Origin of the sequence: Sphingobium quisquiliarum P25 (assembly GCF_000445065.1) — a bacterium.
Lineage (GTDB): Bacteria > Pseudomonadota > Alphaproteobacteria > Sphingomonadales > Sphingomonadaceae > Sphingobium > Sphingobium quisquiliarum.
Genome location: NZ_ATHO01000145.1, coordinates 18,383 through 35,219, shown reverse-complemented (window position 1 = coordinate 35,219; position 16,837 = coordinate 18,383). Strand labels below are relative to the sequence as shown.

Below are 16,837 nucleotides of genomic sequence, written 5' to 3'. Positions count from 1 at the left end.
CGCGAAACCAGTGCGGGGCGGGAGAGATTATGGCTGACCAATATGACTTCATCATCGTGGGCGCGGGATCGGCCGGTTGCGTGCTGGCCGGACGGCTGTCGGCCGATCCGCGCAACCGCGTCCTCCTGATCGAAGCAGGCGGGCGGGACCGCAGCATCTTCATCCACGCGCCCGGCGGCCTGCTGCCCATCATGTATCGCGGCATGTTCCAGTGGATGCATGTCAGCGTGCCGCAGGCCCATGCCGACGGGCGGCAGATGTATACGCCGCGCGGCAAGGTGCTGGGCGGGTCGTCGTCCATCAACGGCATGGTCTATGACCGTGGCGCGGCCGCCGACTATGACGGCTGGCGGCAGCTGGGCAATGAAGGGTGGAGCTATGAGGATGTGCTCCCCTATTTCAAGAAGCTGGAAAATTTCCAGCCGGGCGGCGAGGAAGGCTATCATGGCCGCGAGGGGCCGGTGATGGTCACTCGTCCCGGCATCGCCAACCCGCTGGCCAAGGCGTTCCGCGACGCCGCCGTCGCGGCGGGCGTTCCCTATAATGACGACCCCAGCGGATCGGTGCGCGAGGGCGTGTTCCCGGCCGACGTCACCGCATCGGCGGGACGGCGGTTCAGCGCGGCCCGCGCCTATCTAAAGCCCGCTCTCAAGCGGCCGAACCTGCGCATCGTCACCGGCGCGAATGTCGAGCGGGTGATCGTGGAGGACGGGCGCGCCACAGGCGTTGCGTGGCGGCGCGGCGATCAGGCCGAACAGGCGCGCGCCGCGCGGGAGGTCATCATTTCCGCCGGAACGATCCATTCGCCCTGGATATTGATGCTGTCCGGCATCGGCGACGGCGACCATCTGCGCCAGACGGGCGTTCCGGTCGTCCATCACCTGCCCGGCGTCGGCCAGAATTACCGCGATCATGTCGCGGTGACGGTGAAGCAATATTGCACCCAGCCGGTGTCGCTGTTCAACGTCTTCCACCCGCTCGTCGCGGCGAAGGCCGTCGCCAATTTCGCGCTGTTCCGCCGGGGGCCGCTGGCCCAGCCGCCTGCCGAGATCGGTGCTTATCTGAAGACCATGCCGGGCGCGGAAACGCCGGATGTGAAGGTGCATTTCGCCATGGCGCTGTACGAAGCCATGGGCCGCAAGCTGATCATGGAGCATGGCTATTTCGCCCATATCGACCTGCTGCGGCCGGAAAGCGTTGGCGAGGTGAAGCTGACCGGGGCGGATGCCAGCGCGCCGCTGTCCATCGATCCCAACATCCTGTCGACCGCCAATGACATGGCGATGGGCAGAGCGGCGATCCGAGCGGTGCGCGACATCTTCGCGCAAAGCCCGTTCGACCCGTTCCGGGGCGAGGAACTGGCTCCCGGAGCGAACATCCGGTCGGATGATGAGCTGGACGCCTATCTGCGCGCCACCGCCATTTCCGACATCCACGCCGTGGGCACGTGCCGCATGGGGCATGATCCGCTGGCGGTGGTCGATCCCCAGTTGCGGGTGCGCGGCCTGTCCGGGTTGCGGGTGGTCGATGCCTCCGTCATGCCGCGCGTGCCGGGCGGCAATACCAACGTGCCCACGATGATGGTCGCGGAAAAAGCCGCCGACATGATCCTCCAGGCATGATCCCGCACGCGTGAGAGGGATAGTCATGGGTATCAGCGAGATGACGGAAACATCCGCGCCGCAGGGTGCAAAACCGGCGGAACGGCCGCCATACCGGCTCTACGTCCTGCTGCTGCTGTTGCTGCTGAATTCATTGAGCTATGCCGACCGGCACCTGTTTTCCATCCTGATCCCGGCGATCAAGGCGGAATTCGGGATCAGCGATTCGCTGCTGGGGCTGATCGGCGGGCCGGGCTTCATCGTCAGCTATGTCCTCTGTTCCATGCCCTTCGCCTGTCTGGCAGACCGCTGGTCGCGGCGCGGCGTGCTGGCGCTGGCGGCAACCTTGTGGAGCGCGGCGACGGCTGCGTGCGGCGCGGCGGGCAATGCCGTGCAACTGGCGCTCGCGCGCTTCGTGGTCGGCATCGGCGAAGCGGGCGGGCTGCCGCCGTCCCAGTCCGTGCTGGCCAGCCTCTATGGCGAGGATCGCAGGTCGGCGGCCATGGGCGTGCTGGCTTCGGGCACCTATTTCGGGTTGATCCTGGGCCTGCTGGGCGGCGCGGCGATCGCGGCGCAGTGGGGCTGGCGCGCCGCCTTCCTGATATTGGCGCTGCCCGGATTCCCACTCGCCCTGCTGATCTGGTTCACCGGCCCGCGCCGAAGGCCGCATGAATTGAGGCCGGGCACTGGGCGCGACGGCCCCGGATTCTGGACTTCCGTCCGCATGTTCTGGAACATCAAGTCACTGCGCCTGGTTGCGCTTGGCGTCGGCACCTTCAACATATTCGGCTATGCGGGCGCGGTGTGGATGCCCGCCTATTTCATGCGCTCCCACGGCATGAGCGTGGTCGAGGCTGGCGCATGGCTGGGCGTTGGCTCGGCGATCGGGGGCATCACGGGAAGCATCGCGAGTGGAGCCATGGTCGACCGGCTGCGGCGGCGCGGCGAACATTGGCAGCTGCGCCTGCCCGCCATCGCCTTCCTGCTTTCCTTCCCGCAGAACATCTTCATGTTCACCATGCCGGGGGGAGCGGGGATCGCGCTGGGCGGGCTCCATATCCCCGGCGTAGCCTTGATGACGGTGCTGGGCGGGTTCCTCGCGGCCTGCTGGGCAGGTCCGTCCTTCAGCGCTGCCGCCCGCCTGGTGGCCCCTTCTCAACGGGCGCAGGCGACCGCGATGCTGGTCGTCATCATCAACATCATCGGCAGCATGATCGGCCCTTCGCTCAGCGGGTTCGTCAGCGACCTGCTCACCGCCCGGCTCGGCGGGGAATCGCTGCGCGTCAGCCTGCTCATCATGAGCCTGCTGACGGTCGCGGGAGGGTTGCTGTTCTGGCGCGCGTCAGTCCACTATCCCCGTGACCTGGGAGCGCGCGACACGATTTGAACTTGCGCCGCCGCACGAGGTTTTCCAGCCTCGTGTGGCGGCGCCTGAGGCTCAGCCCTTCGCGCTTTCCTGCTTCACGATTTCCAGGAACAGCGGGCGTTCGCCGCCGCCATGCACTTCCAGCTTAGCGCCGCTGATATAGGCGGCGGCTGGGGAGGCGAGGAAGTTGACCGCCTCCGCAATGTCGCTGCCCCGCCCCATGCGGCCCAGCGGCAACGATGCGGCGATACGATCCTGCGCGGCGGCGCTGCCATAGGTCATTTCGGCGGTCTCGGTTTCGATCAGGCCGACGATGATCGCGTTGACGCGCACCTCGGGCCCCCATTCCTGCGCCAGGCTGGTGGTCAGGCTGACGAGCCCGGCCTTGGCAGCACCGTAAATGGCGGTGTCGGGCGAAGGGCGCACCGCCGACACGCTGGCGATGTTGACGATGGAGCCGCCCGCCGCTTTCAGGTGCGGATAGGCCGCCTGCGACACATGCAGCGGCGCGAGCAGGTTCAGTTGCAGGATGCGTTCAGAAAAGCGCGGGCTGGCGGTCGCCGCGTCCGCCTGCGGAGAGCCGCCGGCATTGTTGACGACAAGGTCGATGCGCCCATGGCGCGCGGCCAGCGCTTCTATCCAGGCGGCGACGGCGGCGGGATCGCGAATGTCGCAGGCGTCGAATTCAGCCTGCTTGCCATCAATGCCGACCGGCTGTTCGGGCGGCGTCCGGCCGCAGGTGGCCACGGCATAGCCTTCCGCCAGCAAGCGGCGCACGATCGCAGCGCCAATGCCCCGCGTTCCGCCCGTGACTATGGCGACCTTGCCCCGACCTGTCTCGCTCACCTGCTGTCCTTTCTTTGACCGTAATGCGCCGCGCCATCGCCCTTTCCGCTGCGCGGCGCAAGGCAGGAGTCATGCCCCTGGAACCTGACGGATCGAAGGCAGTCCGATGCGCTTCATCCTGCGCGATTGTAAATCGGCCGCGAGGGATCGCCATGCGACCCTAAGCGGCCTGATCCCTTATGCCACGATCGCCGGGTGCGGGATGCGCGGTTCGCCCAGCATCGCGCGATAGGATGGCGGCACGCGCCCTTCCGCTTCGGTGATGCCATAGCGCTGCGCGATCTCGGCAGTGATCAGCGTCTGCCCGTTCAGTTCGTCGCGCTTGGGATCGTTATGGATAGCGGCGATGACCCGCCCGTTGAATTCGGGCGTTTCCGCTTCCGCCATGAACTTTTCATATTGTTCGGGATGCTCGGCCAGCGTGCGGGTGCTACGCTCGGTCAACAGCGGGCCCATCCAGAGCGATATGGCGGTAACGCCAGTGCCCCGGAAATCGACGCCCATGTCCGCCGCGAATTTGTCCACGCCCGCCTTCTGCGCACCATAGGCCGCTCCGTGCATGTAGCAGACCGATCCGAAGGACGAGGTGAAGGCGATCAGCCCGCTGCCCGCTGGCACCATCATGCGCGCGGCGTGCCAGCTGGCGAGATAATGGGACCGCAATCCCACATCCAGAATATCGACGAGACCCGTGGATTTTTCCCAGAATGGACCCGGCTTCACCAGATCATCGTGCAGCGCGGCGACGTTGTTGACCAGAATGTCCAGCCGCCCGCTTTCATCCGCCACCCGTTCGAACAGGGCCGCGATCGCGCCACTGTCGGCATGATCCACCTGAACGGCGCGGCCTTCGCCACCCGCCGCGTCGATCTGGGCAGCGGTCGCGCCGATCGTGCCGGGCAGCGCCGCGTCGCCTTCGCGCACGGTGCGGCCCGTCACATAGACACGATAGCCCTGTTGTCCCAGCGCAGCCGCGATCCCACGGCCCGCGCCCCGGCTGGCGCCGGTGACGATCGCCACCGGACGTTCACTCCTCTCCATAGTCATCCCCTGTTGATCAGGCCGCAGCGCTGGACGAACGCTTGTCGAGCGTCACATGCATGCCGTTGGTCCGCTTGTGCAGATCGGGCGTCTTGTCGCGCGGACTGTAGAACTGCTTGTACCAGGTCCGTACCTTGCCATAGGGCCCGTCATTCGGGATCACCAACGGGTTGATGCAGGCCTTCTTGTTCTGCCAGATCTCGACATCCTGCGCGAAGGCGAGGCGGCTGCCCTCCTGATATTCAAGGGCGGCGGCGCGCAGTTCGTCAGTGATCGGGGCCGATCCGTCATTCACCTGCACCATCAGGCCGTGCCACACGCGGATCTTGCCATCTTCGATGGGCGTATGGGTGATCAGGATGAAGCTGTTGAACGTCCCTTCCATTTCCGACTGGAGGATGGACGGCCCGGTATACCAGGTGTCCAGCGTCAGCACGTCTTCCGGGTTCTGCACCAGCGTGCGGTGCCCGGCGGCATAATATTGGTGGACGATGTGATCCTTGAACTCGTTCGCGAAGTAGACGAAGTCCTTCGCGCCATGGATAGGGACGAAATGGCCATAGTCGGCCATGTTGTCGACCACCTCAATCGGGTGAATGTCCAGGTCGCCCATGAAGTCGATCTTCCAGCGGACCCAGCCCGGCGCATCCCAATGGCCGCCAAAGTCGGGCAGGTCGAAGTTGGGCTCCAGCCCTTCGGGATCATGCCACATCCAGATGGTGCCCGCGCGCTCGATCACCGGGAAGGTCTTGAGCTTGGCGGCCTTGGGCACGAAATCGGAATAGGGAATGTTCTTGCAGTTGCCGTCCGGCCCGAACTGCCAGCCATGGAAGGGGCAGCGGATCGAATCGCCCTGTACCTGCTCGCCGTCGCGGACGATGTAGGATGTCGTGTTCTTGGCCAGGTGGGCGCCCATATGGGGGCAGTAGGCCTCCGTCACGTAGACCTGCCCGCTTTCACCGCGATACATGACCAGATCCTGCCCGAAATACCGCATGGCGGTGGGCGTGGTGGTCGCCTCGGCGCTTTCGCCGACCATGAACCAGCCACGGGGGAAATCGAACTCTCCCAGACGATAGTCTGACGATTTTGCCATAAAGAAAACCTCTCGCAATCAGCGGCAAATTAGCATGAAGGGCGGCAAGACGCCACCCCCTCGACCAACAGGATCGAGCAGAAATAATCCCGCCCATCTACGCAAACAAGGGTATATAATGCAAGCCGATTGCACGAATGCGGCGAAGCGCGGGAGGTGAAATTGCCATTCGAACAAGATCGGGAGCTGCCCGGCGGCAAGCCGCAGGGCGAAGGCGTCCCGCCGCAATCGGTGATGCGCGCCGGGCTGGAGGCCTATGTCCAACGGATCAATGACGGCGATCTGAAAGGGCTGCTCAGCCTCTTCGCGCCGGACGCCATCATTGAAGATCCGGTGGGAAGCCCCGTCAAGCAGGGCGAGGAGATCGCCGCCTGGTTCAGCGACACGATCGCCTTTCAGACACGGATCACGCCCGTCGCGCCGATCCGGGGGTCGCATTCCAATGCGGCCGCGCTGGTCTTCGACGTCACCTTTCAGCCGCCGGAAGGGCCGCGCCTGCTCATCCGGTCGCTCGATATCTGCACCTTCGATGCGCAAGGGCGGATCACCAGCCTCAAGGCCTATTGGGGCCCCGGCGACATCCAGCCCGCGCCGGAGTGAAGCTTCGGACGGGGCGGCCGCTTGTTTCCTCCCCCAGCTATGGGTAAAGCTCTGCCGGTCAGGACCTTGGCAGGCGGCTTGAAGACCTTCCATCGCTGGCTTCAGGAGTGTCGATCGGTCAATGCCCACCCCCCGTCTATCAAGTTCCGACCGCCGAGCCTCCATTATCGCAGCCGCGCGCACCGTTTTCGCCCGTTATGGGCTGGAGGGCGCGCGGACGCAGCAGATCGCGCAAGCCGCTGGCGTGTCCGAAGCGCTGATATTCCGCCATTTCAGTAACAAGACGGCAATTTACCGCGCCGTCCTGCGCGAAGTCATTGCCGATCAGGATGCGGCATTCCGCACCGCGCCCCTGCCGGAACCGAGCACCTTCGGGCTGCTCGACAGCATCCGCCGCATGCTCGAACATGCGCTGCGGGGCCAGGGGGCGGGCAATGCGGACGGGATGCGCATGGTCGTCGGCAGCCTGGCGGGTGACGGGGGCTACGCCCGGCTGGTCTACAGGCGGGCGATGCGCCTGTCCCGCGCGGGCCTGGAGCGCGCCCTCGCCGCGGCACGGGAGGAAGGAAGCATCACCGGCGAACCCATGTCCGTCACCAACGCATCGGCCTTCCTTGAGCATGTGAGCACCATGATCATGATGGCGCATTGCCATGAGCAAAGCGCTATCCCTTATGACGAGGATCATGACCGGCTGCTCCGCGACGCCATTTCCTTCTGCGGGCGAGGCATCGGCATTTCGGACGAGCGGATAAGGGAATTTCTGGAAAGCATGTCTGCGCAAATGGCGTGATATGATCCGCTTTTCCTTCGATATTGCGTAATATTTCCCTGCGCCCTATCGTGCATATCGAGGATTCGTGGATAGGCGGGTCCGCCAGCAATGAAAATCGTGCGGCGAAGGAACGGGGCGCGGCCCGCAGGCTGCGGCGCGATGGAATGGAGAGGAGATAGGCTATGCTGCTTCAAAACAAGGTCGTCATCGTCAGCGGCGTGGGCCCCGGCATGGGCCAGGCGCTGGCGCGCATCGCGGCGGCCGAAGGGGCGTCCGTCATACTCGCCGCCCGCAACCAGTCCTTTCTGGAGGAAGTGCGCGGCGACATCGTGGCGAAGGGCGGAAAGGCCGTCGCCATTCCCTGCGACGTGTCCGACGAAGCGCAGTGCAAGGCTCTGGCCGAACGGGCGGCGGCCGAATTTGGCGGGCGCGTCCACGGCCTGATCAACAGCGCTTATTATCATGGCGACTGGAGCTTCATCGAAAATAGCGATGCGGCGGACATGGCGAAGGCGTTCGACGTCAATTGCCTGGGCGCATTGCGCCTGACGCGCGCCTGCATCCCCTATCTGCGCGACGGCGGCGCGGTGGTGAACGTGTCGACCATGGCGACGGTCCGTCCCTTCGGCGGCGAACATGGAATGGAAATGGGCTATGCCGTCGCAAAGGGCGCGCTCAACACTTTGGGCAAATATATGGCCACCGACCTTGGCCGCTTCGGCATTCGCGTCAACACCTGCCGCATGGGCTGGATTCACGGCGAGCCGGTGGAAGGACATATCCAGGCACAGGTCGATGCCGGGCTGAAGCGGGAGGATGTAATCGCCGGCATCACTCGCGACATACCGATCGGCATCATTCCGCCGGAAGACGATTGCGCCCGCGCCGTGCTGATGATGATTTCCGATTTTTCCCGCGTCGTCACCGGCGCGACGCTGGACGTCAACGGCGGTCACTGGATGGCGCCCTGATCGCAGGCTTGGCAGGGGACAGCGCTTCTCCGGCCAGCACTTAGGAAAAAAGGGAGAAAGACAGCCATGTTCAAGTGCATCGCCCTGCTGCGCCGTCGGCCGGACATCAGCCATGAGGCCTTTGTCGATTATTATGAGACACAGCATGCCAGGCTGATCCTGCGCCTTCTGCCCGGCATCCTGGATTACCGGCGCAACTATGTGGAGCGGGAGGGCGCGTTCACCTCACCGCAAGCGCCGATAGATTTTGATTCCGTCACCGAAATCCGTTTCGCTGACCGGGCGGCCTATGACCTGTTCCTGTCAAAGGCCGCCGAGCCGGACATTGCGCGCCAGATTGCCGAAGATGAAGCGAATTTCCTCGACCGCGCCGCGACGCGCATGTTCGTGGTGGAGGAACGGGCGAGCGCTCCGGCGGCCTGAGCCGCCGCAGCCTACTCCGCCGCCTGCTGGAAAGGCAGGCAGACGCTGTCGAAGCCCAGCACATGAGCGACGCGGCCAAGCCCCACCCAGGCGGCGACGCTGTGCGCGAGATCGACAATCTCCGCATCGGAGAACAGCGCATGCGCGCGTGCCCAGAAATCCTCGTCGGCGGCGATCACCTTCGGCTCCTGCGCGAAACGTTCGGCAAATTCGATCGCCAGCCGCTCACGGGGGCTGAACAGCGGGGAGGTGCGCCATTGCTCCACCGCGTCGTAAAACGCCTCGTCAGGCGCGGGGCCATTGTCCGAAATCAGATGGTCCGGCCGCACCCCGGTCGCAGCGAACATGGACGGCGCATCCTTCGCCGCGCGGAACTGCTGGCAGATCACGCAGCCATTGATCTGCGCGATCCGCGAGCGAGCACCTTCAAATTCGCGCAGGGACAGGATGCTGTGCTGATAGACGGCCTTTGAAAAGGCGTCCGCGCCAGCCATGATCTCCCGCCCATGGGTGCGCGCAGCGTAGCTGTAGGGATCAGCGGCGCTGTCGGCCGGAATGTCGATGCGTATCATGGAACCCTCCTTCGATATTGCGCGATGCCAGCGCCTCCGCGTCAATCCACGCCGGGCGCGCCTGGGAAACCTTCATAATAATGGCCGACGATCATGCCGCCGTCGACGACGATCTCAGCCCCGGTCAGGTAGGAGGCGTCGTCGCTCGCCAGGAACAGGCTGGCCTTGGCGATTTCCTCCGGGCCGCCGATCCGTTGCAGCGGGACATTGCCATAATCCTTGTTCACTTCGTCGCGGCTGCGGCTGTCCAGATTGCCCATCATCGTGTCCACGCCGCCGGGATGGACCGAATTGACCCGGACGCCCTTATGGCCAAGCTCCATCGCCGCGACCTTGGTCAGCCCGCGCAGGCCCCATTTGCTGGAGGCATAAGCGCCAAGGCCGTTCGCTCCCTTCATCCCATCGACCGAGGAGATGTTGACGATCGATCCTTTGCCGCGCGCGGCCATGCCGGGGCCGACCGCCTTGATCCCCAGAAATGCCCCCGCCAGATTAACCTTCAGCACTTTCAGATAATCGTCGAGCGTGGTCTGGAACAAAGTACGGAACAGCAGGATGCCCGCATTGTTGACCAATATGTCGGCCGGACCGAAGTCAGCCTCCACCGCTGCGGTCAGGCTGGCCCAGTCCGCCTCGCTCGTGACGTCATGATGGTAGAAGCGCGCCGCGCCGCCCAGTTCGGCAGCCAATTGCGCGCCCTGATCGTCCAGCAGGTCGGCGATCGCGACCTTTGCCCCCTCGGCTGCGAACAGGCGGCTCGTCGCCTCGCCCATGCCGCGCGCGCCGCCGGTAATGATGGCCGTCTTGCCCTGCAATCGGTTCACGATTCACCTTCTTTCTTCATGGTCTTCACGCCCAGATGGCGCAGGAAAAATTCGGTCATGACCGTGATCGCCTCCTGCGCTTCGGGCAGGTGGAAGGTGTACCAATGGGCATGCGGCATGGCTTCGAAGACGAAGAGGTCGGCGGACCTGCCCGCACGGCGCAATGCCCGGTGGAAGGAGGCAGTCGCGCTCAACAGCGCGTCACGCGTGCCGCTGACCAGCAGGGCCGGAGGAAAGCGGCCAAGGTCGCCATATATGGGCGAGACGCAAGGATCGCGCGGATCCGCGCCGTTCAGATAGGCGCGAATTTCGCTTATCTCATGATCCACCGGCAGCACCAAATCGCCCCAGAAGCCCATCAACGTGAAAATACTGGCGGTGTCGCCCAAATCCCCCAGATCGCCGCCCGCCGTGAAGATGCCGCAGCAGGCGGGCAAGGGCATGCCTTCCTTTTCCAGCCGCATGATCGTCTGTCCGGTAATGAAGCCGCCCGCCGAACCGCCATAGATGCCGATCTGGTCCGGCCGGTGATATTCCAGCATCGTGCGGTATACGGCGGCGGCGTCATCGACAGCGGCCGGATAAGGATGTTCGGGCGCGAGCCGGTAATCTACGGCCACAACCGGCACCTTGGCATGGAAGGCGACGGGAATCGCCTCAATCAGCGATCCCGACCCCAGCACGAAACCGCCGCCATGCAGGTTCATCAGGGTCAGACCCTGATTTTCGGGCGGGATCTCCTTAGGCTTCACCAGATGGCATCGTACCCCGGCAATCTCGATTTCCTCCACGTCCACCGGATAATGCTGCAAGGCGGCGTCGCTCAGCGTCTTCATCTGCTCATCGACAAAGCTACGCAGCATCCACATCGGCAGGCGCTCGGCGTCGGGGTCCGGCGGCTCCGCCCAGGGAGCGGTGGCGAGGAACGTGCGCGCTTCTACGCTGACGGTTGCGGGCACGGGAACGCGGTTCTTCCCCAGCAGAACGGACCCGTCCTCGTCGATCTGATAGCTCATCCATTCTCTCCTTTGCGGTTCAGGCCCGCGCCGTGTTTTCAATGCGGCTGCTGGAAAGCGCCTCACGCCTCATCATCAGGAAGAGGAAGGCGGCGGCGCCCGAACCCGCGATGATGACCCAGACCACGGGGCCATAGCCGCCCGCCGCATCGTGCAGCACGCCTGCGAGCGGCGGCAGGCAAAAGGTCAGCGGCAGGGTGGCAAGGCCGAACAGCCCGATGACGCGTGGCAGCGAATGCTGGCCGAACAGGCGGCTGGACAGCATGTTGACCGCAGGGAACACGGCCGCCCCGCTCATGCCAACCAGCAACGCGGCCGGGATCATCGCCGGATAGGCGATCGTCGACAAAAGGATGACCCAGCTCACGCAAATGCCGCACGCGATCAGCGTCAGCGTCAGCGCCGGGCCGATCCGCCCGCACAACACGCCCGACAGCAGCGACCCCAGGATGGACGCGCCGCCCATGATCGACAGCAGCAGCGCGGCCGCACCGCCCGGCACGCCCCTTTCCATGGCGAAGGCGACCAGATGCGATACTCCGGTGATTCCCGCCGCGTTGAGATAGCCCGCGCCAAGGCACATCGCCCAGAAAGCAGGGTGGGCAAGCACCGCGCGCGCCGATGGAATTTCATGCGTGATATGCCCATGCGCGTCCGGCTTGGGATCACCGCGCAACACCGGGCCGTCTGATACGCCGTGGATGACGGGCAGCAGCAGCACATGGATCGCCGCCAGCGTCAGGTAGAATGCCGGAAGCCCATGGTCAGAGATCAGCACCAGCCCCACCATCGGCAATATCGCCACGAACAGCGGCATGTTGGTGACGCCCAGCGCAGGTCCGGGATTATGCGGAAACCAGTTGCTCGCCAGCACGCTCGATGGGAAGGAGCCCAGCATCGCCATGCCGAAGCCGATCGGCAACGCATAGAGCAGCAGCACCGCGGTCATGCCGGGCGCGGCGGCGAGCAGTGCATAACCCGTCCCGGACAGGATCGCGCCCGCCATCATCGTCCAGCGCAAGCCGATACGCGCGATCATCGTGCCGATCAGAGGACCAGCCAGCCCCATCACCAGCACGCACAGCGCAAGGCCCAGCGTCGCCGTGCCCCTGCTCGCGCCGAACTGCTCCTGCAACGGCAGGACGGTGACGCCATAGCCGCCAAAGGCGCAGCCCACCGCGACATTCTGGGTCAGGAAGGCGCGGAAGACCATCCACCGCGCCCGGCCTTGTCCGGCTACCGCCGCCGCGCTCATATTCGCCTGCTGGCCTGCATGCATCTGCCAAATCCTTCCCCGTCGCCGGTCACGGCCCATCAATCCTGCGCGTAGCCCTGCCACTGCGATGTCATCTGCACCAATTCGATCCGCGTGCCGTCAGGATCGGCGCAGAACATGAGTATGCCATAGCCAAGGTCACAGCGGCTCTGGTCCAGCCGCTGCCCGCCATATTCCACGACGCGGGCGGCAACCGCGTCCAGATCATCGACTATGAAGCAGAGATGCGGCCGCCCCGGCAGGTTGGCGGGGCGGGGATCGGCCGATGCTGCCGCACCACCCTCGATGGACCATAATTCCATGCGCAATCCTTCGGGATGGCGCACGAACTGCGTGCAGACCGTCGCGCCCGGCAGTTCCAGCAGCGGCCCCGGCGTATCCGTCCGTCCGCCTTCCTGCGCCTCGAACCCCAACCCCTCGACATAGAAGCGGGTCGACCGTTCCAGATCGGTGACGTGAATGCCGAAATGGGGAAAAGCCCGGATCATGCGGCGGCGCCGTCCAGCGAAGCGACCGGCGGCATGTCGGGCGTATTGTAGGAATAGCCCATTTCCTCATAGCGTTCCGCGATGCGCCAGCCCTTATCCGTGCGCACCAGCCGGTCGCGATACCAAAGGCCGATGAAGAAGACCTGTTCGGGCTTGCCTTCCCCCTGATACACCATCGGATTGAACAGGATGCTGCGACTGCGCGCGGTGTCGCCGTCCAGGTCAAGCTTTGTGGTGGCAACCATGTGCTGGTAGCGCGGGAAGCGGCCTAGAGCACCCGGTAGCCAGGCCTTGATTTCGGCATAGCTGCCCTTTGCACCGCCGGTTTCGCTATAGTCGATGATCGCGTCGGGGGTGAACACCTCGTCCAGCGCGTCCCAGTCCTGGAAATCGATGGCATGGCTGTAGCGGGACAGAAGATCCGATATCTCCATGCGATCGGATATTTCCTGAAGGGACAGCATTGAAAATCCTCCTCCTTTACGACCGCATGGACGAATAGCGTGATTCGTTCCGCGCTTTGCATTGGTTTTCCGCCTATCATTATTGATATGCGTAGCGCACCGACGCAAGTATTGATTGACAACGCGTGACGGAGAGAGATTCTGAAGCGGTGAAAAAGGCGGCGGGGCAGCCTGCGGGATGAGGATGCAAATATGATATTCTACAAGGAGCATCGGCGCTTGTGCCCCCGCATGCCTGCCTGCGCTCCCTTCACGGCCCATCATCAACAAGAGTGACCCTAATGCCTTCTTCCCTACCCATCGCAGACAGCGCGCTCCTTGACCGCGAACAGCTCCTCCAGCAGGCGCGCGAGCGTGCGGGGCTGTCCGATTTCGGCGACCTCTGGTTCATCGAGCCGATGGACCGCTATATCGAGGCGTCCAACCGGGAAGGCCGCCTGACGCCCGCAGGGGTCGCATCAATGACGGAGGTGGTCGTCAAGGGGCTGGTCAGCCGCTTGCGCATGGTGGAGGACATCAAGCGCCATCCCGAAATACTGGATGAGAAGGTGGAGGTCGCGGGCATCATCCTGGGCCTGCCGCGCACCGGCAGCACCATCTTCCAGCGCCTGCTGGCCAGCGCGCCGGGCATGACCGGCCTTCGCTGGTATGAGGCGCAGAATGTCGCCCCCTTCCCCGGCGAAGACCGCGGCAATCCCGTCGAGCGGCGCGCCTATGCGCAGGCGATGATCGATGGCTGGCTGCAATTGTCGCCCGAACTCGCCTCCATCCACCCGCTCGATCCCGACGCACCGGACGAAGAGATACTGGTGCTGGGCCAGATGTTCGTCAGCACCATGATCGAAGGGATGAACTTCGTTCCCAGCTTCGCGCGGTGGCTGAACGGTTATGATCAATCGCGCGGGCATGAGGATTTGAAGACCATCCTCCAATATCTTCAATGGCAGGACCCGTCACGGCGGGGAGCGAAGTGGATTTTGAAAAGCCCGTCCAACCTTCCCTATGTGGAGGTCGCGGCGAAGGCCTTTCCCAACGCCCTGCTGATCATGACGCATCGCGATCCCGTGGAAACCGTGCCGTCCTACATTTCGATGCAGGCCGCGCTCTACAAGCTGAGCGCGACCGTCTCCGACAGGGATGTCAGCGGCTTCTGGTTTCCGCGCCTGGCCGAATGGATGCGCATGTTCGAAGCCGCGCGCGAACGGATCGGCGAGGATCGCTTCATCGATATAAGCTACAAGGATGTGGGCAAGGACCCGATGAATCAGGCGCAGCGCGTCCTGTCACGCATCGGCATCCCGGTCGATGATCGTCTGGAAGCAGCGCTCACGGAATTCCTGGCAGGCAACAAGCGCGAGCAGCGGCCGATGCACGACTATTCGCTGGAGCGCTTCGGCCTGGACGAAGAGGAAATCAAGCAGGCATTCGCCGCCTACCGCCAGCGTTACATCGTTTAGGTCAGAAGTTTCCCGCCTTTCGGGCCGCATATTGGATGGGCGAGCCCGAAGGCCGGGGTCGCGGCGGCGCTCCCTACCCTGCCCGTTCGACCAGCCGCCGCATCTTCCGCGCGGCCATGTGCGGCGTGGTCAGCACTGGCTCGCCACGGCATTCCCTCACCAGCGGGGCCGCGCGCGCCATGGAGAACTGGCCGATGACCACGACATCGACCGGCGGCAGGCTTTCGGCCGCGCGCGCGCTCAGCAGATCATGCCGCTCCGCATCGCCCGCTTGCAGCGCTTCCAGCGCTCCCGTGGCGACAGCCGGGACGATCGTGGGATGCGCCTGCCCGATCACGTCAGCCATGGCGCGGATTTCTCCAGTCAGCGGCGCGACCGATCCTTCGAAGGTCAGCAACAGACCGATGCGGCCGCCGTCATCCTTCCCCCGGCACAGCGCCAGCGCTTCATCGAACGCGCCCTCATTGGGGGTGATGACGGGGATGGAAAGGTCCGCCTTCACCCGCTCGATCGCCGGGCGGAAGGCGGAACAGGTGAACAATATGCCGCTTGCGGCCACCCGCCCATCGCTGGCGGAAGCGGCATAGCGGCCCAGCGTCAGGAAACGGTCGTAAATGGCCGGGCTGATCTCCCCGATTGCCGCAAAGTCGCTGGCCAGGGAATCATCGATCAGATTATAGGCGCGCGCTTCGGGCCATTCGTCCTGCATGGCGGCGATGGCGGGTCCCGGAGATTGGGCCAGCGCGCTGATGAGCATGATACGCGGTGCGTCAGCCATGCATTTCCCTTCTTCCATAGATGCCGATGATAGCTTGTCTTTACGCATTGTCAGTGCGATCAGCCCGCAGCAAGCGGAAATGCGAAAACATCGGGAGTGGCCTATGCTGAGACTGGACGGACGTATCGCGATCGTGACGGGCTGCGGTTCGTTCGCGCCCGGCTGGGGCAATGGCAAGGCCATCGCCGCCCTGCTCGCCCGGCAGGGCGCCACCGTCTATGGCGTGGATCTGAGCCTGGACGCGGCGGAAGCCACCAGGGACATCATCGCCGGAGAAGGCAACAGCATCCATGTGGCCGCATGCGACGTCACCAGCGCCGCCGATGTGAATGCGATGGTGGCCGATTGCGAGCAGCGCTTCGGGCGGGTGGACATCCTCATCAACAATGTGGGCCGGTCGGAGCCCGGCAACCCGGAAACGATGGATGAGGATGTGTGGAAGGCGCAGCTTGACCTCAATCTCACCAGCGCTTTCCTGACCTCGAAGGCCATTCTGCCCATAATGGTGCGGCAGGGCGGCGGCGCGATCGTCAATGTTTCGTCCATCGCGGGCATGCGCTGGGTGGGCAAGGACCAGGTGGGCTATGCGGCGGCAAAGGCCGGGCTGGTCCAGTTCACCAAGGTCACGGCGGTATCCTATGCGGAAAAGGGCGTGCGACTGAACTGCGTCGTGCCCGGCCTGATGCTGACGCCGCTCGTCCAGCGGCTGGCGGAACGGTACAATCAGGGCGATTATGAGGGGATGGTCGCCAAGCGCAATGCGCAGGTGCCGATGGGCCGGATGGGCGATGCCTGGGATGTCGCCCACGCCGCCCTTTTCCTTGCCTCCGACGAAGCGCGCTACATCACCGGCACGGAGCTGGTTGTGGATGGGGGCATTACCGCATTCACCGGGTTTCCGGGGTGAAGGTCAGGTGAAAGCGATCATTTAATTCGGGCAGAGGCGCAGAGGAGGCAGAAGAAGATGGAACTTTCCTGCTCAAGTTGAATCATGTTCTGCGAAGCCACCCAAACGAGGCGAGGGAATGGTGAGCCCCTGGCTTTCAGGCTGCTCCTGCCTTTGCAGGAGAACGTCACCTCATCGGGACACCTTCACAGATCGACACTTAAACGAGAACCGTTTTTTCCAACGGAGAGAAGTAAAGCGTTAGCCGACATCTGCCGATGTTCAGCAGGGGCGCAGAGAAGGCGGAAAAGCCCCCTTCAAAACTTTCTGCGTCCCCTGCGTCTCTGCGCGAACAAA

The 16,837-nt window shown here is 64.2% G+C and carries 18 protein-coding genes; 8 read left to right on the top strand and 10 right to left on the bottom strand.

Features of this window, described 5'->3' with window-relative positions:
- The first annotated feature begins 29 nt into the window (after positions 1-29).
- Positions 30-1,622 carry a GMC family oxidoreductase gene (locus L288_RS37800; RefSeq protein ID WP_021239342.1) on the top strand — a complete coding sequence of 531 codons (1,593 nt, stop codon included), beginning with the start codon at positions 30-32 and terminating at the stop codon, positions 1,620-1,622.
- A gap of 25 nt (positions 1,623-1,647) precedes the next feature.
- Positions 1,648-2,988 carry a spinster family MFS transporter gene (locus L288_RS37795; protein WP_021239341.1) on the top strand — a complete coding sequence of 447 codons (1,341 nt, stop codon included), beginning with the start codon at positions 1,648-1,650 and terminating at the stop codon, positions 2,986-2,988.
- A 51-nt stretch (positions 2,989-3,039) separates the two neighbouring features.
- Here L288_RS37795 and L288_RS37790 read toward each other — a convergent pair whose 3' ends face one another.
- From L288_RS37790 to L288_RS37780, 3 genes are all read right to left on the bottom strand, one after another.
- Positions 3,040-3,813, bottom strand: coding sequence for an SDR family oxidoreductase (locus L288_RS37790; RefSeq protein ID WP_021239340.1), 774 nt, complete (start codon positions 3,811-3,813; stop codon positions 3,040-3,042).
- Positions 3,814-3,990: 177 nt separating this feature from the next.
- A complete protein-coding gene (locus L288_RS37785; RefSeq protein ID WP_037470264.1) occupies positions 3,991-4,854 on the bottom strand; it encodes an SDR family NAD(P)-dependent oxidoreductase in 864 nt (287 codons plus the stop codon).
- A gap of 16 nt (positions 4,855-4,870) precedes the next feature.
- Complete coding sequence (locus tag L288_RS37780) at positions 4,871-5,950, bottom strand: Rieske 2Fe-2S domain-containing protein (RefSeq protein WP_021239338.1); 1,080 nt, start codon at positions 5,948-5,950, stop codon at positions 4,871-4,873.
- A 162-nt stretch (positions 5,951-6,112) separates the two neighbouring features.
- Here L288_RS37780 and L288_RS0122025 point away from each other — a divergent pair, with 162 nt between their 5' ends.
- From L288_RS0122025 to L288_RS37765, 4 genes are all read left to right on the top strand, one after another.
- Positions 6,113-6,550: a nuclear transport factor 2 family protein gene (locus L288_RS0122025; RefSeq protein WP_223308011.1), complete on the top strand. Its 438-nt coding sequence runs from the start codon at positions 6,113-6,115 to the stop codon at positions 6,548-6,550.
- Positions 6,551-6,671: 121 nt separating this feature from the next.
- On the top strand, positions 6,672-7,343 hold the full coding sequence (locus L288_RS42095) for a TetR/AcrR family transcriptional regulator (RefSeq protein ID WP_021239336.1): 672 nt from the start codon (positions 6,672-6,674) through the stop codon (positions 7,341-7,343).
- A gap of 164 nt (positions 7,344-7,507) precedes the next feature.
- The gene (locus tag L288_RS37770; RefSeq protein ID WP_021239335.1) at positions 7,508-8,296 is read left to right on the top strand and encodes an SDR family oxidoreductase; all 789 of its coding nucleotides are present in this window, start codon (positions 7,508-7,510) and stop codon (positions 8,294-8,296) included.
- Positions 8,297-8,362: 66 nt separating this feature from the next.
- Entirely contained in the window at positions 8,363-8,719 is a 357-nt protein-coding gene (locus tag L288_RS37765; protein ID WP_021239334.1) for an EthD domain-containing protein, read from the top strand.
- An 11-nt stretch (positions 8,720-8,730) separates the two neighbouring features.
- Here the strand turns inward: L288_RS37765 and L288_RS37760 are convergent, their stop codons facing one another.
- Genes L288_RS37760 through L288_RS37735 form a run of 6 tightly spaced genes read right to left on the bottom strand, consistent with a single transcriptional unit; the run spans position 8,731 to position 13,359 of the window.
- Positions 8,731-9,291 (bottom strand): carboxymuconolactone decarboxylase family protein, encoded by a 561-nt coding sequence (locus L288_RS37760; protein WP_021239333.1) that lies wholly within the window; start codon positions 9,289-9,291, stop codon positions 8,731-8,733.
- A gap of 41 nt (positions 9,292-9,332) precedes the next feature.
- Positions 9,333-10,115, bottom strand: coding sequence for an SDR family NAD(P)-dependent oxidoreductase (locus L288_RS37755; protein ID WP_021239332.1), 783 nt, complete (start codon positions 10,113-10,115; stop codon positions 9,333-9,335).
- The gene (locus L288_RS37750) at positions 10,112-11,131 is read right to left on the bottom strand and encodes an alpha/beta hydrolase fold domain-containing protein (protein WP_021239331.1); all 1,020 of its coding nucleotides are present in this window, start codon (positions 11,129-11,131) and stop codon (positions 10,112-10,114) included. The genes L288_RS37755 and L288_RS37750 overlap by 4 nt, the downstream gene beginning before the upstream one ends.
- 19 nt (positions 11,132-11,150) lie before the next feature.
- On the bottom strand, positions 11,151-12,410 hold the full coding sequence (locus L288_RS42090) for an MFS transporter (RefSeq protein ID WP_021239330.1): 1,260 nt from the start codon (positions 12,408-12,410) through the stop codon (positions 11,151-11,153).
- Between the two features lie 35 nt (positions 12,411-12,445).
- Positions 12,446-12,895, bottom strand: coding sequence for a VOC family protein (locus tag L288_RS42085; protein WP_021239329.1), 450 nt, complete (start codon positions 12,893-12,895; stop codon positions 12,446-12,448).
- Entirely contained in the window at positions 12,892-13,359 is a 468-nt protein-coding gene (locus tag L288_RS37735; RefSeq protein ID WP_021239328.1) for a nuclear transport factor 2 family protein, read from the bottom strand. The genes L288_RS42085 and L288_RS37735 overlap by 4 nt, the downstream gene beginning before the upstream one ends.
- Before the next feature lie 281 nt (positions 13,360-13,640).
- Between L288_RS37735 and L288_RS37730 the strand changes: the two genes are divergently transcribed.
- Positions 13,641-14,816, top strand: coding sequence for a sulfotransferase (locus L288_RS37730; RefSeq protein ID WP_021239327.1), 1,176 nt, complete (start codon positions 13,641-13,643; stop codon positions 14,814-14,816).
- Between the two features lie 73 nt (positions 14,817-14,889).
- Here L288_RS37730 and L288_RS37725 read toward each other — a convergent pair whose 3' ends face one another.
- Complete coding sequence (locus tag L288_RS37725) at positions 14,890-15,594, bottom strand: aspartate/glutamate racemase family protein (RefSeq protein WP_031304701.1); 705 nt, start codon at positions 15,592-15,594, stop codon at positions 14,890-14,892.
- A 103-nt stretch (positions 15,595-15,697) separates the two neighbouring features.
- Between L288_RS37725 and L288_RS37720 the strand changes: the two genes are divergently transcribed.
- Positions 15,698-16,501 carry an SDR family NAD(P)-dependent oxidoreductase gene (locus L288_RS37720; RefSeq protein ID WP_021239325.1) on the top strand — a complete coding sequence of 268 codons (804 nt, stop codon included), beginning with the start codon at positions 15,698-15,700 and terminating at the stop codon, positions 16,499-16,501.
- Positions 16,502-16,837: the final 336 nt, after the last annotated feature.

Excerpts from the sequence above, each read along its gene's own strand:
- L288_RS42085 (WP_021239329.1), bottom strand. The coding sequence starts at position 12,895 with ATGATCCGGGCTTTTCCCCATTTCGGCATTCACGTCACCGATCTGGAA.
- L288_RS37795 (WP_021239341.1), top strand. The coding sequence starts at position 1,648 with ATGGGTATCAGCGAGATGACGGAAACATCCGCGCCGCAGGGTGCAAAA.
- L288_RS37735 (WP_021239328.1), bottom strand. The coding sequence starts at position 13,359 with ATGCTGTCCCTTCAGGAAATATCCGATCGCATGGAGATATCGGATCTT.
- L288_RS42090 (WP_021239330.1), bottom strand. The coding sequence starts at position 12,410 with ATGCATGCAGGCCAGCAGGCGAATATGAGCGCGGCGGCGGTAGCCGGA.
- L288_RS37760 (WP_021239333.1), bottom strand. The coding sequence starts at position 9,291 with ATGATACGCATCGACATTCCGGCCGACAGCGCCGCTGATCCCTACAGC.
- L288_RS37720 (WP_021239325.1), top strand. The coding sequence starts at position 15,698 with ATGCTGAGACTGGACGGACGTATCGCGATCGTGACGGGCTGCGGTTCG.
- L288_RS37780 (WP_021239338.1), bottom strand. The coding sequence starts at position 5,950 with ATGGCAAAATCGTCAGACTATCGTCTGGGAGAGTTCGATTTCCCCCGT.
- L288_RS37785 (WP_037470264.1), bottom strand. The coding sequence starts at position 4,854 with ATGGAGAGGAGTGAACGTCCGGTGGCGATCGTCACCGGCGCCAGCCGG.
- L288_RS37730 (WP_021239327.1), top strand. The coding sequence starts at position 13,641 with ATGCCTTCTTCCCTACCCATCGCAGACAGCGCGCTCCTTGACCGCGAA.
- L288_RS37765 (WP_021239334.1), top strand. The coding sequence starts at position 8,363 with ATGTTCAAGTGCATCGCCCTGCTGCGCCGTCGGCCGGACATCAGCCAT.
- L288_RS37770 (WP_021239335.1), top strand. The coding sequence starts at position 7,508 with ATGCTGCTTCAAAACAAGGTCGTCATCGTCAGCGGCGTGGGCCCCGGC.
- L288_RS37800 (WP_021239342.1), top strand. The coding sequence starts at position 30 with ATGGCTGACCAATATGACTTCATCATCGTGGGCGCGGGATCGGCCGGT.
- L288_RS42095 (WP_021239336.1), top strand. The coding sequence starts at position 6,672 with ATGCCCACCCCCCGTCTATCAAGTTCCGACCGCCGAGCCTCCATTATC.
- L288_RS37725 (WP_031304701.1), bottom strand. The coding sequence starts at position 15,594 with ATGGCTGACGCACCGCGTATCATGCTCATCAGCGCGCTGGCCCAATCT.
- L288_RS37750 (WP_021239331.1), bottom strand. The coding sequence starts at position 11,131 with ATGAGCTATCAGATCGACGAGGACGGGTCCGTTCTGCTGGGGAAGAAC.